At 66.9% G+C, this 13,370-nt stretch carries 15 protein-coding genes, 1 pseudogene and 1 other annotated feature; of the genes and pseudogenes, 6 read left to right on the forward strand and 10 right to left on the reverse strand.

Going from position 1 to position 13,370, the window contains the following annotated elements:
• Positions 1 to 8: 8 nt before the first annotated feature.
• From DT073_RS16035 to DT073_RS04150, 8 genes and pseudogenes are all read right to left on the reverse strand, one after another.
• The gene (locus tag DT073_RS16035; RefSeq protein WP_240638761.1) at positions 9 to 380 is read right to left on the reverse strand and encodes an MFS transporter; all 372 of its coding nucleotides are present in this window, start codon (positions 378 to 380) and stop codon (positions 9 to 11) included.
• Between the two features lie 115 nt (positions 381 to 495).
• A pseudogene (locus DT073_RS16040) lies at positions 496 to 882 on the reverse strand (MFS transporter); the annotation flags it as partial.
• Positions 777 to 1,538, reverse strand: a complete 762-nt coding sequence (locus DT073_RS15945; RefSeq protein WP_205783014.1) for an IS3 family transposase — start codon at positions 1,536 to 1,538, stop codon at positions 777 to 779. The pseudogene DT073_RS16040 and the gene DT073_RS15945, both read right to left, overlap by 106 nt.
• Positions 1,446 to 1,574, reverse strand: a sequence feature (AL1L pseudoknot). (Overlaps the previous gene by 93 nt.)
• A complete protein-coding gene (locus tag DT073_RS04130) occupies positions 1,532 to 1,858 on the reverse strand; it encodes a transposase (RefSeq protein WP_164478141.1) in 327 nt (108 codons plus the stop codon). Its footprint overlaps the feature before it by 43 nt. Before DT073_RS04130 ends, DT073_RS15945 begins: the two co-directional genes overlap by 7 nt.
• Positions 1,859 to 2,066: 208 nt before the next feature.
• Positions 2,067 to 2,450 (reverse strand): helix-turn-helix domain-containing protein, encoded by a 384-nt coding sequence (locus DT073_RS04135; protein ID WP_124292240.1) that lies wholly within the window; start codon positions 2,448 to 2,450, stop codon positions 2,067 to 2,069.
• A gap of 213 nt (positions 2,451 to 2,663) precedes the next feature.
• Positions 2,664 to 3,986: an LLM class flavin-dependent oxidoreductase gene (locus DT073_RS04140; protein WP_124292241.1), complete on the reverse strand. Its 1,323-nt coding sequence runs from the start codon at positions 3,984 to 3,986 to the stop codon at positions 2,664 to 2,666.
• Positions 3,983 to 5,305, reverse strand: a complete 1,323-nt coding sequence (locus tag DT073_RS04145) for an O-acetylhomoserine aminocarboxypropyltransferase/cysteine synthase family protein (protein WP_124292242.1) — start codon at positions 5,303 to 5,305, stop codon at positions 3,983 to 3,985. The genes DT073_RS04140 and DT073_RS04145 overlap by 4 nt, the downstream gene beginning before the upstream one ends.
• 202 nt (positions 5,306 to 5,507) lie before the next feature.
• Positions 5,508 to 6,008: an NADPH-dependent FMN reductase gene (locus DT073_RS04150; RefSeq protein ID WP_124292243.1), complete on the reverse strand. Its 501-nt coding sequence runs from the start codon at positions 6,006 to 6,008 to the stop codon at positions 5,508 to 5,510.
• A gap of 192 nt (positions 6,009 to 6,200) precedes the next feature.
• Between DT073_RS04150 and DT073_RS04155 the strand changes: the two genes are divergently transcribed.
• The 3 genes from DT073_RS04155 to DT073_RS04165 all read left to right on the forward strand — a co-directional run bounded on the left by DT073_RS04155 (position 6,201) and on the right by DT073_RS04165 (position 9,359).
• Positions 6,201 to 7,055 carry a sulfurtransferase gene (locus DT073_RS04155; protein ID WP_124292244.1) on the forward strand — a complete coding sequence of 285 codons (855 nt, stop codon included), beginning with the start codon at positions 6,201 to 6,203 and terminating at the stop codon, positions 7,053 to 7,055.
• 124 nt (positions 7,056 to 7,179) lie between these two features.
• The gene (locus tag DT073_RS04160; RefSeq protein ID WP_124292245.1) at positions 7,180 to 8,271 is read left to right on the forward strand and encodes a putative oxygenase MesX; all 1,092 of its coding nucleotides are present in this window, start codon (positions 7,180 to 7,182) and stop codon (positions 8,269 to 8,271) included.
• Entirely contained in the window at positions 8,268 to 9,359 is a 1,092-nt protein-coding gene (locus DT073_RS04165) for a methionine synthase (RefSeq protein WP_240638762.1), read from the forward strand. The genes DT073_RS04160 and DT073_RS04165 overlap by 4 nt, the downstream gene beginning before the upstream one ends.
• A 555-nt stretch (positions 9,360 to 9,914) precedes the next feature.
• On the opposite strand, the gene DT073_RS04175 is transcribed toward DT073_RS04165, so the two are convergent.
• Positions 9,915 to 10,505 (reverse strand): TetR/AcrR family transcriptional regulator, encoded by a 591-nt coding sequence (locus DT073_RS04175; protein ID WP_124292246.1) that lies wholly within the window; start codon positions 10,503 to 10,505, stop codon positions 9,915 to 9,917.
• A gap of 153 nt (positions 10,506 to 10,658) precedes the next feature.
• Between DT073_RS04175 and DT073_RS04180 the strand changes: the two genes are divergently transcribed.
• Together DT073_RS04180 and DT073_RS04185 are read left to right on the forward strand one after the other, a co-directional pair.
• On the forward strand, positions 10,659 to 11,108 hold the full coding sequence (locus DT073_RS04180) for a nuclear transport factor 2 family protein (RefSeq protein WP_124294342.1): 450 nt from the start codon (positions 10,659 to 10,661) through the stop codon (positions 11,106 to 11,108).
• A 194-nt stretch (positions 11,109 to 11,302) separates the two neighbouring features.
• On the forward strand, positions 11,303 to 11,533 hold the full coding sequence (locus DT073_RS04185; RefSeq protein WP_124292247.1) for a hypothetical protein: 231 nt from the start codon (positions 11,303 to 11,305) through the stop codon (positions 11,531 to 11,533).
• Between the two features lie 19 nt (positions 11,534 to 11,552).
• Here the strand turns inward: DT073_RS04185 and DT073_RS04190 are convergent, their stop codons facing one another.
• The gene (locus tag DT073_RS04190; RefSeq protein WP_124292248.1) at positions 11,553 to 12,437 is read right to left on the reverse strand and encodes a LysR family transcriptional regulator; all 885 of its coding nucleotides are present in this window, start codon (positions 12,435 to 12,437) and stop codon (positions 11,553 to 11,555) included.
• 154 nt (positions 12,438 to 12,591) lie between these two features.
• Here DT073_RS04190 and DT073_RS04195 point away from each other — a divergent pair, with 154 nt between their 5' ends.
• Positions 12,592 to 13,308, forward strand: coding sequence for an ester cyclase (locus DT073_RS04195; RefSeq protein ID WP_205783016.1), 717 nt, complete (start codon positions 12,592 to 12,594; stop codon positions 13,306 to 13,308).
• Positions 13,309 to 13,370 lie beyond the last annotated feature (62 nt).

Consider the following 13,370-nt stretch of genomic DNA (forward strand, 5'->3'; position numbering starts at 1 on the left):
TCGAGTGGTTACGTCGCCGGCGTACCCGCGCCTTGCAGGTCCAGCGCGAGTCCGATCGCGAAGATCGCGATGAGCGCCGCCAGGAACCCGCCCGCGTTCGGCAGCCCCGTCGCGGTGCTCAAGCGATGTCGCGGGTTGTGGGTGCGTGCGTGGTCGAAGGCGATGAGCGACGCGGGACCGCCCGTGGCGGGTGCCAAAGCGAGAGTGAACAGTAGCCACAGTGGGGCGACGCCCGGATAGAGAATAACCACAGCCCAAGCAGCTACCTGCGCGCCGACGGCGGGCAGCACCAGGGCACGGGAGCGAAGGTGCGGTATGCGACGCGAGAATTCGCCCATGACCGGCCCGAGGATCATGCCGACGACAACGTAGGTGGACATGATGGGCCGACTCAGCGACGGAGCGCCCCTGCGCCGCGGTGAGGAACGGCATGCCACACAGGAGCACAAATGCGGTGCCGGCAAACGGGGTGGTGAAATGCGACCAGAAGGCGAGACGCGTTCCAGGGTGTGCCCATGCGGCACGAATGCCGATACCAGTGTCGACCGAGGATGTTACAACGCGGACTGCGCCCGTGTCTGTGTCGACCGAGATGTCTCGGTCGCGATTCGGAGGGTGGTTTCGGATGAGCAGGACAACGAGGACTGCGAAGAGGGCGCCCAGCCCGCCGATGCTGCCGAAGGTGATGGTCCAGCTCGTCGCATCCAGCAGTGCGGCAAGGGGGATCAGTGCCAGGAGTTGCCCGGCCTGGCCCACGATTCCCGTTAATTGCACCATCAGGAATCCGCGTTGCGCCGGGAACCGCGTCGCGACCAGCCGGAGCGCGCCGGGGAAGATTGACGCATCGCCAGCGCCGAGCAGAACTCGCGCGAAGATGACGATCCAATGCTTGGCGAGACCGCCATGACGATCTGTCCCATCGCGTCCGAGTGTTGAATGAGCCCGGTGACGTCTTCGCCCGCGCAGTCGCGGATCCAGAGAGCCATCTCGAGCGCATCCAACGGGAGGTCGGTGGGCATCCGGTTCATGGTCCGCCAGCCCACGATCCTGCGGGAGAACACGTCGGTGACGAACGCGGTGAACGCCATCCCCGACCACGTCGGAACATAGGTGAAGTCGACCACCCAGAGCTCGTTCGGCCGGTTCGCGCGGAAGCAGCGCTGCACGTGATCCGGCGGCCGGAATGCCGCCCCGTCCGCTTTGGTGGTGATGAACTGCTTGCCGCGGCGGATCCCGCGCAGCCCCTGCTGCCGCATGAGCCGTTCGACCGTGCAACGGGCCACGACGGTGCCCTGCCGTCGCAGCAGGTGCCAGACCTTCCGGGCGCCGCTGATCCCGCGGCCGAGCTTTCGGTCCCAGAACACCTTCTCGATCTGCACGATCATCTCCGCGTCGCTGATCGCCCGCGCCGACGGCGGCCGCTTTTTGAACGCGTAGTAACCGGACGGAGCGATCGGCACGGCATGCTCGCTGAGCACCCGGCAGATCGGCTCGACCCCGAACCGGTCACGATGATCGTCGATGAACTGAACTACCACGGCAGTCGCGGGTCGAGCTCCCGCGCGAAGAACGACGAGGCCGCCAACAGAATCTCGTTCGCCCTCTTCAACTCCCGGTTCTCCGCCTCGAGCTGCTTGATCCGAGCCGCATCACTCGTCGTCGTCCCGGGACGCTCGCCCGCGTCAATCGCGGCCTGCTTGCACCAACCCCGCAGCGTGTCGGAATTGACCCCGACACGCTGCCCGATCCGGACCACTGCCTGATTCAGCGACAGCTCCGGATCCTCCTTCCGGGCCTCAGCCACAAGCCGCATCGCACGCTCACGAAGCTCCGGCGGATACTTCCTCTGCGCTGGCATAGTCATCATCCTCTCGGGGAATCAGACCCTCCACGAGACCCGGGGCAATTCAATCCGCCGCGGGCGAGGCGGGTCGTGTAGACCATGCCGTTGTCGGTGAGCGTGCCGGTGGGGTACCCGTGTTCCTGGGGCGGCGGTAGTGAACGTATCGGTCACGGTGCGGCCAGTCACCCGGCGATGTGCGCTCAGGTGCAGGTAGCGGGAGTGGTCATCGAGCCAGCCGATCACTTCCACGTCGTGTCCGGTGCTGAGCTGGACGTGGGTGAAGTCGGATTGCGAGAGCTCGTTGGGTCGATCCGCGGAGAACCTGCGCCATGAGGAGCGCGGTCGTTTCTGAGGCTGCGGGGTGACTCGACCTGCGGCAGTCAGGACCATCTAGACCGTGGCCCGCGAGGTCGTGCCGCTGAGGGGTGCGGTTCGGGCTTGAGCGGGGCCGCCGGGACTGCGGATCGAACGCGGCCTCGCCCTCCGTGAGCCATCGATGGTGCAGCTTGTGCACGAGCGATTTGGAGACGCCGTACCGAGTAGCGACCTGCCGGTAGGACAGTCCCTGGACGGTGACGGCTTTGATGAGCACCTCGTACTTGGCCACCGTTCACGATGTCTCGAGACATCAGACGACGACACCACGAGCCGTCCATGATGACCCGAGACATGCGTCCACGATGTCCTGAACCCCAGACACCACCGTCACCGCCATAAATCCCTGATCAAGAGGTGCTCCGAACTCTGTTCAGAGGTATCGAAGGAAGGCGTCGCGCCTCGTGCGCGGCGCCTTCTCTCGCTTCTCACCGCCGCTGAGGACTCAGGACGACGACAGGTTCGCGTGCAGCCCGCCTCCCGCGAACTCGGTACGCAGGATGCCGCGGCGCCGCAGAATCGGCACGATCTCGTCGAGCGCGCGGTGCAGCGTGACCGGGTGCAGGTCGCCCGAGAAGATGAGCCCGTCGTTGTCGGCGTCGTCCCCGAGAGCCTGGATGACATCGGCGAGCTCTTCGGCCGTCCCGACGGTGCCGCTGATGCCGTCGCCGATGCGGCCGAGCCGTGCCTTGCCGGCGAGGATCTCGCGGAACGGCACGTCGGCGAAGGAGTCGAAGCGACCGCGAAGGCCCTTGATGGTTCCCTGCGATACGTGTTCGCCGAAGATCGCCGGGTCCAGGGGTCGGTCGAGATCGAGGGTGGTGAGGTCGGTTTCGAGGTCGCTGGACCATGCCTCGGCGACCGCGAGGAGTGCCGCGTCGTCGGGGTTCGCGGATGCGGCGACGATACGGTCGGCTTCTTCCGTGGAAGACGCGACGATGGGTTTGAAGACGAACATCGTCTTGATGGCGCCGGGATCGCGGCCGTGTTCGACCGCGTCGGCGCGAACGCGTTCGCGGTAGCCGCGCACGGCCTCGACGTCGAGATTCGACAGGGCGAGCTGGATGTCCGAGTTCTCACCGGCGAATCGGATGCCGCGCGGCGACCCTCCAGGTGAGGCGATGACCGGCTCGGAGGAGAGCGGCTCGGCGTTCAGCGGACCGTCGAACGACCAGTACTTGCCGCGGTGCTCGACAGCGCGGATCTTCGTACCGTCGGCGTAGATCTGCGTCTCGGGATCGGCGATCAGTGCTCCGTCACCCCAGCTGCGCCACAGCAGTCGCAGCGCCTCGAGCCACTCCTGCGCGCGGTCGTAGGCCGCATCGTGCGGCAGGCGATCCTGGCCGAAGTGGTGGGCAGACCCGACATCGGTCACCACGTTCAGTCCGAGGCGGCCACCGGACAGGTGCTGCAACGAGGCGAACTGACGGGCGGCGGTGTACGGATGCCAGGCGGCGGGGTTGGCGGTCGGGATGACGCCGAGGTGCTCGGTGGCGGCGAAGAGGTACGGGGCGAGCGTCCACGGATCGTGCTTCGGGCCCCCGTAGGCCTTGCGCACCCGGAGGTCGAGCGTGGCGGGGCTGATACCGACGGAGAGGGCGTCCTCGATGAGCACGAAGTCGAAACCGGCCTGCTCGAGGGTGCGGGCGCCCTCTTGGTAGAGCCCGGGTGTGCGCCAGTCGTAGTTCCACTCGTAGTACGGGCGCCCCCATCCGTGAGGGCCGAAGCCGCGCGAGAGGAACCAGCCGAAGTGCTGCTGCTTGGTCATGCGATCCCCGCGCGCTCGAGGAGATCGGCAGCCTGAACCGCGGCCAGTGCGCGGTCGAGATCCGCGATCAGGTCCTCGACATCCTCCAGGCCGATCGAGACGCGCAGAAGTCCCTGCCCGATGCCCGCGGCGACGCGCTCGTCTTCCGTGCGGTGGACGTGCGTGGTCGAGGCGGGGTGAAGCACGAGCGAGCGGACGTCGCCGAGGTGGGTCATCCGGGTGAACAGCCGCACGGAATTCGTGAACGTCTTCGCGGCATCCCTCCCGCCCCGCAGAGTGAAGGCGAACACCGACCCCTGCCCCCGCGGGAGGTACTGCTCCGCCAGTGGCCGGTAGGGGTTGGATGCGAGTCCGCTGTAGTCGACGGACTCGACAGCGGGATGCGCCTCGAGCCACTCGGCGATGCGCTGGGCGGACTCGGAGTGCCGCTGCACGCGCAGCGACAGCGTCTCGATGCCCTGAAGGAGCAGGAACGCGGTGAAGGGCGACGGCGAAGGCCCCTGCCGCAGCGCGACGACCGACCTCGCGTACGCCGAGAACGCGGCGCGGCCGAAGCGATCGGCGACCGTGCGCCCGTCGGGGCCGCGGTCGTCCGAGAGGTGCGGGTAGCGGCCGTCGGTCGCGGTCCAGTCGATCCTGCCCGCGTCGACGATGACCCCTCCGAGAACCGTGCCGTGGCCGGCGAGGAACTTGCTCGCCGAGTGCACCACGATGTCCGCACCATGCTCGATCGGCCGCAGAAGGAAGGGAGTGGCGAGTGTGTTGTCGATGATCAACGGGATGCCGTGGCGCTGGGCGACGGTGGCGACGGCGCGGATGTCGAGGATGTCGTTCTTGGGGTTCGGAATCGACTCGGCGAACAGCACTCGTGTCTCCGGCCGGATGGCCGCCTCCCACGCCTCCGGGTCGTTCGCGTCACCGACGAAGGATGTCGTGATGCCCAGTCGGGCGAAGTTGTCGCGGAAGAGCTCGCGAGACCCTTCGTAGATGCTGTTCGCCGACACGATGTGGTCGCCCGCGCCGACCAGGGCGAGCACCGCGGTGGAGACCGCGGCTTGGCCGCTCCCGACGAGAAGCGCATCCGCGCCGCCCTCGAGGTCGGCGATGCGCCGCTCGACCGCCGCGCTCGTCGGGTTGCCCGCCCGTGAATAGCTGTAGCCGTCATCGGCCTGGGCGAACCGTTCGTTCGCCTGATCGAAGTCGTCGAACACGAATCCGGCCGTCAGATAGATCGGTGTCGCGCGCGGGCGGTGGGACTGGTCAAGTTCCACGCCGGCGTGGATCTGCCGGGTCGCGAACCCGAGCCCGTCAACGGGCATCGACGTTCGCTCCCTCGTCGGTGGGCGAGTCTTCCTCAGCCTGCGAGTTCAGGACGGCGAGGTGCATCGCGTGCCAAATCTGAAGAGGGGGGATCGAACGCCGGGCAACCATGAAGGGAGAATAGAGCCGCCCTCGGGGCCCCTCCGATCGGTGCGTCACCCGAGGAAACACAGCTCGTCATCTCGCGTCACAGAGAACTCTTCACTCACGGGGTCGGATGCGAGAGCCCTCCGTCTCGAGCCATTCGGCGATGATGACCCGTCGATCGTCGATGACGGATGCCGGGAAGGCGAGTCCGCGGCTCGGTACCGAGGCCCCGAGCTCGACCAGCAACGGTCGCAGCGTGTGCTCCACAGCGAGGGCGTGCGCCGGCGCGCCGATCGTCATCACCGGAATCGCGGTCACCGCGGCCAGTCCGGAAGACGGATAGCGGTCGAGGAACGCCTTGAGCAGCCCGGTGTACGCCGCCTTGTACGTCGGGCTGGCGACGATGAGGATGCCCGCGGCAGCGACGCGTGAGAGCAAGGCGTCGACGTCCTCGTCGGGGAATCGGAACACCCTCTCCGCGACGTCGGCGAGATCGATGGTGGGCTCGGCGTGAGCACCTGTCCGCTCGGCCAGCTGGCCGGCGAGCTCCTCCGCCACGAGCCGGGTGCGCGAACCGGGTTGCGGGTTGCCGACGAGAACGACGATGGACGACATGGGTTCCTCACTGGCGGGGTCGGGAAGACCTGGTTCTTCCGCGCCAGGCTAGGGTTCTCGCTGCGGAGGGGCACCGCTGTGCGACGAACTGTGACGTCCGGTCCTGGCCGCTTTGTTTCGTCGATGGTCGGCGGATTGCGCTCTGTTTCACCGCTCCACGACATGCTGCGCGGGACTTCGGACACTCGATGTATGCCGCTGCTGATCACCGCGCTCGAGCTGGCCTCCGAGCTGAGGGCGGGGCGCAGTGTGCGGTTGCTGGACGTGCGGTGGCGTCTGAACCTGCCGGAGGGGCGACCGGGGTATGTGTCGGGCCATCTTCCCGCCGCTGTCTACGTCGACCTGGAGCGAGAACTGGCAGACCGCGGCCATCCGGAGGTCGGACGGTACCCGCTGCCGCGACATTCCGCCCTTCAGGACTCCACGAGACGCTGGGGGATCCGCGAGGGCGACCTCGTCGTCGCGTACGACGACAACGATGCGGTGCCGGCCGCGCGCGCGTGGTGGCTTCTCCGCGAAAGAGGCGTGGATGTGAGAGTGCTCGACGGGGGCATCCGCGCCTGGGTGGCGGCCGGTCTTCCTATCGAGCGGGGTGACGTGCTGCCTCCGCGGGGCGACATCATCCTTTCCGAGCGCGATCCAGGGGTCGCGACCATCGATGATGCGGCACGAGCACCCGCCTCGGGGTACCTCATCGACGTCCGGTCGCCCGAGCACTACCGGGGTCAGTCGACCCGACTCGACGACGTGGCCGGCCACATCCCGGGCGCGGTCAACATACCGACCGTCTCCCACATCGCGCCCGATGGAACACTCCGGTCGGCCGAGGACATCCGCGCGACGATCGCCGCGGCGTCCGTCGATCCGAGCGCGCAGATCACGCTCTACTGCGGCACCGGGATCGCTTCTGCGCACTCGGCGCTCGCGTTCGCACGCGCGGGGATCGACACGCGCATCTACGTCGGATCCTGGAGCCAGTGGGCGCTCTCCTCCACCCGGCCGATCGCGCTCGGTCCCACGCCGTCCGCCGCGCTGCGCGGATGGTGACGACTGTGCGCCCCGCGCCCCTGTCGGGTGGTGTGCGTACCTGTGTTACGCCGCACTTGCATGCCCGTGGTGAAGGGTTCATCGTCAGGACGACTACATGCCACCCGAACCCGATGGATCCTCGATGAGTATTGTCTCCCCGGTCTCTCACCGGCCCGCTGCCGCATCGGAGTCGGCCGAGTCCGATGCGGACTGTCCCGTCGGCCTGACATTCCGTGTCGAGCGCACGCGGTTCGACGAGACGTACGTGCCGCCCCGCAGCACCCGGCTGACCACCAACTACGCCAATCTCGCCCGTGGTGAGCGCCGTCAGGAGAACCTGCGCAACGTCCTGACGATGATCGACGCGCGCTTCAACGATCTCGCCGATTGGGACAATCCCGACCGCGACCGCTACCGCGTCGAACTCCAGATCGTCTCGGTGGGCCTCCAGATCGACAGCGGCGGAGAAGCCGATCTCGAAACGCCCGCCTTCCCGCTCATCGAGATGCTTCAGACGACGATCGTGGACCGGCGGCTCGGCCGGCGCATCCCCGGCATCGTCGGCAACAACCTGTCTTCGTATGTGCGCGACTACGACTTCAGCATCCTCCTGCCCCGTCTCGCCGGAGAGAGCCCGAGCGGGGGCATCCCCGAGAGCTTCGGACAGCTCCACGGGAACCTGTTCCGCGCCTTTCTCGCGTCCGACGCGTACACCCGCGCTTTCGACACCTCGCCCGTCGTGTGCCTCAGCGCGTCGAGCACGAAGACCTACCACCGGACGGACAACCGTCATCCCCTTCTGGGTGTGGAGTACGTGCAGGACGAGTACTCGTTCACCGACACCTACTTCGCCAAGATGGGACTGGGCGTCCGCTACTTCATGCCGCCCGGCGGCGTCGCGCCGCTGGCGTTCTACTTCCGCGGCGACCTTCTGAGCGACTACGGGAACCTTCCGCTCATCGCGACGGTCAGCACGATGGAGACGTTCCAGAAGATCTATCGACCCGAGATCTACAACGCCAACGCCGCCGCGGGTGCGCGATATCGTCCGAGCCTGGAGCACACCGACTTCTCCACGACGCAGGTCACCTATGACCGGGATGAGCGCGCGCGTCTCGCCGTCGAGCAGGGGAGATTCGCCGACGAGGTGCTCATCGCCCCCCACGGGGAGAGGCTGCAGCGGTGGTCCGACCTGCAGTCCGCTCAGACCGGCGATCCGGAGGAGAAACGGTGACACGAGACATCCCGACCAGACTTCTTCCCACCTCGACGGCGGGCAGCCTGCCGAAGCCATCGTGGCTCGCACAGTCGCAGACCCTCTGGTCGCCGTGGAAACTGACCGGTGAGGAACTCGCCGGCGGCAAGCGGGACGCGCTGCGACTCTCCCTTGCCGATCAGCTCGAAGCGGGCCTCGACATCGTCGGTGACGGGGAGCAGACGCGGCAGCATTTCGTCACCACCTTCATCGAGAATCTCGTCGGGGTGGATTTCGAGAACCGCGCCACGGTGAGAGTCCGGGATCGATACGACGCAGCTGTGCCACGGGTCGTCGGGGATGTCTCCCGGGGCGCGCCGGTGTTCGTCGATGATGCCCGGTTCCTGCGCGCGCACACCGACCGGCCCATCAAGTGGGCTCTTCCCGGTCCGATGACCATGGTCGACACCCTCTTCGACGCGCACTACCGCAGCCGGGAGAAACTCGCGTGGGAGTTCGCCGGAATCCTCAACCAGGAGGCGAAGGACCTCGCCGCCGCCGGTGTCGACATCGTGCAGTTCGACGAGCCCGCCTTCACGGTGTTCCACGACGAGGCGAACGACTGGGGGATCGCCGCGCTGGAGCGCGCCGCATCCGGGTTGTCCTGTGAGACCGCGGTGCACATCTGCTACGGGTACGGCATCGAGGCCAACACCACCTGGAAGAAGACGCTCGGATCCGAGTGGCGCCAGTACGAGGAGACCCTTCCCACCCTGCAGCGGTCGAGTCTCGACATCCTTTCTCTGGAGCGTCACAACTCCCGCGTGCCGATCGAGCTTCTCGACCTCGCCCGGGGGAAGAAGCTCATGGTCGGCGCGATCGACGTGGCGACGAACACCGTCGAGACGCCGGAGGAGGTCGCCGACACGCTGCGCGCCGCGTTGCGTTTCGTCGATGCGGACAAGCTCTACCCGTCGACCAACTGCGGCATGGCACCGTTGGCGTCGAGCGTCGCTCGCGGGAAGCTGGCCGCGCTGTGCGCCGGGGCGGAGATCGTCCGGTCCGAGATCTCGGATGCTGCGGGCCAGCAGCCCTCCTCGACCGGCGCCGTCCGCACCGACGGATGACATCTGCCCGCACGGCCGATTCGCACCCCTTCGACCGGCTCGATCGGGCTCGGCTCGATCGGTCGGAGAGTCGCAAGTGGAGCCTGCACGCTGGGGCGATAGGCGCCTGGGTGGCGGAGATGGGCGCGCTGAGCAATCGAGAGCCGCCGAGACGCGGCGCGCATGGTGAAGCACCGGATGCGTGCCCCACCGCGAGTAAACCGTGAGGAAGAACGTGTCGCGATCGATAGCCTCGGGGGCACCCGCGGAAGGTCCACTCCCGCGCAAACACAGGCGAGCATGGCCTCGCACACCCATGAGAGACCGGGGGATATGAGTTCAAATCCCACCGTCACCGCTATAAATCCTTTATCAGACGCCGATTTTGCTCTCGGTTGGATTCGTTTGGGGAGAGGCGTCGCGCCTGGAGCGCGGCGCTTCTCCTATTTCGCCAGGGCTTTCGTTTCCAACCGAGGAGCGCCGCGGCAATCCGCCGGCCGTCCGCTTCTGCCGTGGGGCAGATTTCGACGAGGGTCCGCTGCAACCGTTGGGCGGATACGGGGAGCCCCCCCCGATTTACTTGCCCTCAGTGTCGGCCGCGTGTGCGGCGAGGAGGTCGACCCTCTCGACCAACCGCTCTACCGGGGGTGGATCGGTCCCGAACAGCAAGCTTGCGCAAAGTGGGGCGATGACGAGCTCGAAGACGTCCTCGGACGTGGGCACCGTCTCACCTCTGGCCGCCGCGCGGTCGAGCATGAGCTGAAGCTCGTCGAACCGACGCGACAAGGCTGGCGGTAAAGAGCCCCCGTCGCCGAGTCGCACGGAGACGAGCGTGCGTAGGAGCAGTACTCCCTCCGAGCCCGCGAGATCCTCCGCGGCTTGGCGCGCGTACTCCCGCAGGTCGTTCGCGTAGTCGCCGGTATCCGGCACCGGCGAGCGCGCGCTCAACCGTTCACTCACGACGTCGAGCAGGACGCCGTCCACGCTGCCCCATCTGCGGTACAGGGTGCCGAGGTGAACACCCGACCGCTCGGCGATCCGAGCCATCGTGATCTCGGCTAGCGGCTGCTCCGACTGGAGGGCCGTCACCGCTGCGTGAACGTCAGAGCGGACGCGGGCGGAGCGACCGCCCGGACGCTGGGCTTTCCGCGACGCCGGATCATTCATCGGCTCACTTTAACGCGAGGAGTGTCGCGGACGGTGTGGCCCTGGCTGCTATCGCGAATAATTTCGCGTTTCGAACGCACGCGTGCTAACGTCGAACTGTAAAGAGAAATAACTCGCTTTAAGCGGGCAATGAAAGGAGCGGTCGTGAAAGACATGACTATCAACAACGTGCGGGACGCCGCGCGCCAGACCTTCCGCAATCACCTCGACTACCTGTCGTCGGGCCGGATCCCCGAGTGGGTGGAGCTGTTCGCGGATGAGGGTGTGCTCGAGTTCCCCTACGGTCCCGAGGGGTTTCCGAAGGCGGTGAGTGGAAAAGCCGAACTGCTCGACTACATGCAGAACTTCCCGAAGCACTTCTCAGTGAAGTTCACCGACCTCGTCTTCCACGAGACGGCAGACCCGTCGCTCGTCATCGCTGAATTCTCGAGCGTCGGCACCGCCCTGACTACGGGCCGCCCCTACAACCAGACATACATCTCGGTTGTCGAGACGACCGACGGGAAGATCACTCGCTACGTCGACTTCTGGAACCCGCAGGTTGCCGCCGACGCGCTGCGCGGTGGGGCGGACGGCGTCTTCGCCACCATCGCGAACGACTAATGGTCAGGGCTGGCCGCCCTGTTCAGGGGCGGCCAGCCCTTCGCACGGCATCGACGGACGGAAGTGAGCGGCAGGCGGCGTCGAACTCCTGTGCGACCCGGCCCTCAGCGCTGCGGGCGGCCCCTCGAGATCCGCGTCGTCGGGTCTCGGCGATGTTTCCGCGGTCTTTCCCCGCGTAGGGTTCTTCGGAGCGGGTGTCTGACGCCTCCAGGGAGATCATGAAGATTCATCACATTGGTACTGTCCTTCTTGGGTGCGGGTTCGCCATGCTCGTCGGCGTGGTTCTGCTCTTGGACCCGACGGCTCCGGATGCGAACATCGGCGCGGGAATCCTGGCAATGGTCGGCGTTCCGGTCGGCACACTCGGACTTGTGTTGATCATCGGCCACGCCCTGTTCCGGACTTTCAAGACTGTCCGGAGCTGAACTTCCGCGGTCGGGCAGGTTATCCGGACCCTGGTACGTCGCCCAGATGCGCCACCACTCGGTCGACCGTTGCCGGGCGCGAACCGCGCGTCCACATCGCGACGACGGGCAGCGAGACCGGTTCCGCGATCTCGAGCTGCACGATCTCGGGGTCGCGGGTCGCGTCTGGCGACGCAATCGCCACGACATCCGATTCGGAGAGGTCGCTCAACGACACCCCCAGGCCGCTGGCCCGCGACAGCACGGGTGTGATCGTCGCCCCGTGCGCGGCGACCAGGCGCAGGAGGCCATCGGTCAGAGGTGTGCCGGGTTCGTTCCACACCAGCAGCCGCTCGCCATCGAGTTCCCGAAGGTGCACACCGTCTGTTCGCTGGGCCCATCGGTGGCGTGCGGGCACGTACAGCCGTGCGGGCGTCGACCGAAGCGCAACGCCGTCGATACCGGGCGCCACGAGAACCGACCGAGCGAACATGAGCTCGACGCGACGGTCGCGCAGGGCGGCACGCACGTGCTCCGGTCGGAGTTCGTGCATGACGACGGACAATGACGGTACGTTCACGCGAAGCGCGTCGACCAGGGCCAGCCGCTCTCCTTGACTGAGCGCGGGCGACACACCGACCTCGACCGTCCCCGCCGTTCCGCTTGCTACGCGCTGCACGCGCTCGAGAACTGCGTCGACCATCGAGAGGGCCGCAGGCGCGCCGCGCTGCAGCTCGGCGCCCGCCGGCGTAAGCGACACATCGTGTGTCGACCGCTCGAAGAGAGGAACGCCCAGGTCGCGCTCGAGCTGCCCGATCGTCTTCGAGACCGCCTGCTGCGTCATGAACAACGCCGACGCCGCCCGAGTGAAGTTCAGCTCCCGAGCCACCGCGAGAAAGACACGAAGCTGCCGCAGATCAGGCATCGAGCGCCCCCGGTTGTGACTTCACGTCGAATGCTCGTTTCCTATCGCAGACCGATGGGAACAATCTGAAAACCAGGATGCTGCGGCGGGAAAACCCCGAGGACCGTAGTGAGCTCCTGTCAGCGACCCGATCATTCAGCGAGAGTAGACCGTCATGCCCGCATACAGCCTTACCGAAGTCACCGTGCTCGACGAAGCCGGTGCTCAGCACTACGCCGAGCTGACCCGTGCGGCCGTCGCCGCATACGGTGGAACATTCCGAGTGCTTGCTGCCGAGGCCGATATCGCCGAAGGCGAGTGGGCACCGGACAAGCGGGTTGTTCTCATCGAGTTCCCCGACATGCAACACACCCATCGGTGGTACCACTCCGCCGAGTACGCACCGGCTCGCGAAATCGCCAAGACGGCGCTCGAGCGCACTCTGGTCTTCGTCGAGGGGGTCGAAGATGGTGGGGGCGAAGGCGCACGCGAGCTGAACGACGCGGAGGCGACGGTTCGGCGGTTCTACGAAGCGATGTCCAGCGGAGACACGAGCGCCGCCCGTGACTTTCTCTCCGAGGGCTGGGAAGACATCCCGCTTCCCCCTGGGGTTCCGGCCGGCGTCGAAGGCTTCACGGCAACGGTCGCCTTTCTTCGCGCGGCGTTCCCCGATCTGAGCGTCACGGTGGAAGACGTCCTGATCTCGGGTGACCGGGTCGCCACGCGGGTCGTGGCGCGGGGCACGCACCTCGGAGAGTTCCTCGGGGTCGCGCCGACCGGTCGGATCGTCGAATTCCGCGCGTTCGACTTCCACCGGCTGTCGAGCGGCAAGATCGCGCAATCCTGGCACATCGAAGACCTCTTCGCCGTGCTCGACCAGCTTCAGGGTTGACCTCGTGATCCACCCCGAACAGTGGGGTCGAGGCTTCATCGACCCTGCGCCGGGGCGTAGGT

Origin of the sequence: Microbacterium sp. ABRD28 (genome assembly GCF_003850245.1) — a bacterium.
In the GTDB taxonomy this organism is placed as follows: Bacteria; Actinomycetota; Actinomycetes; order Actinomycetales; family Microbacteriaceae; genus Microbacterium.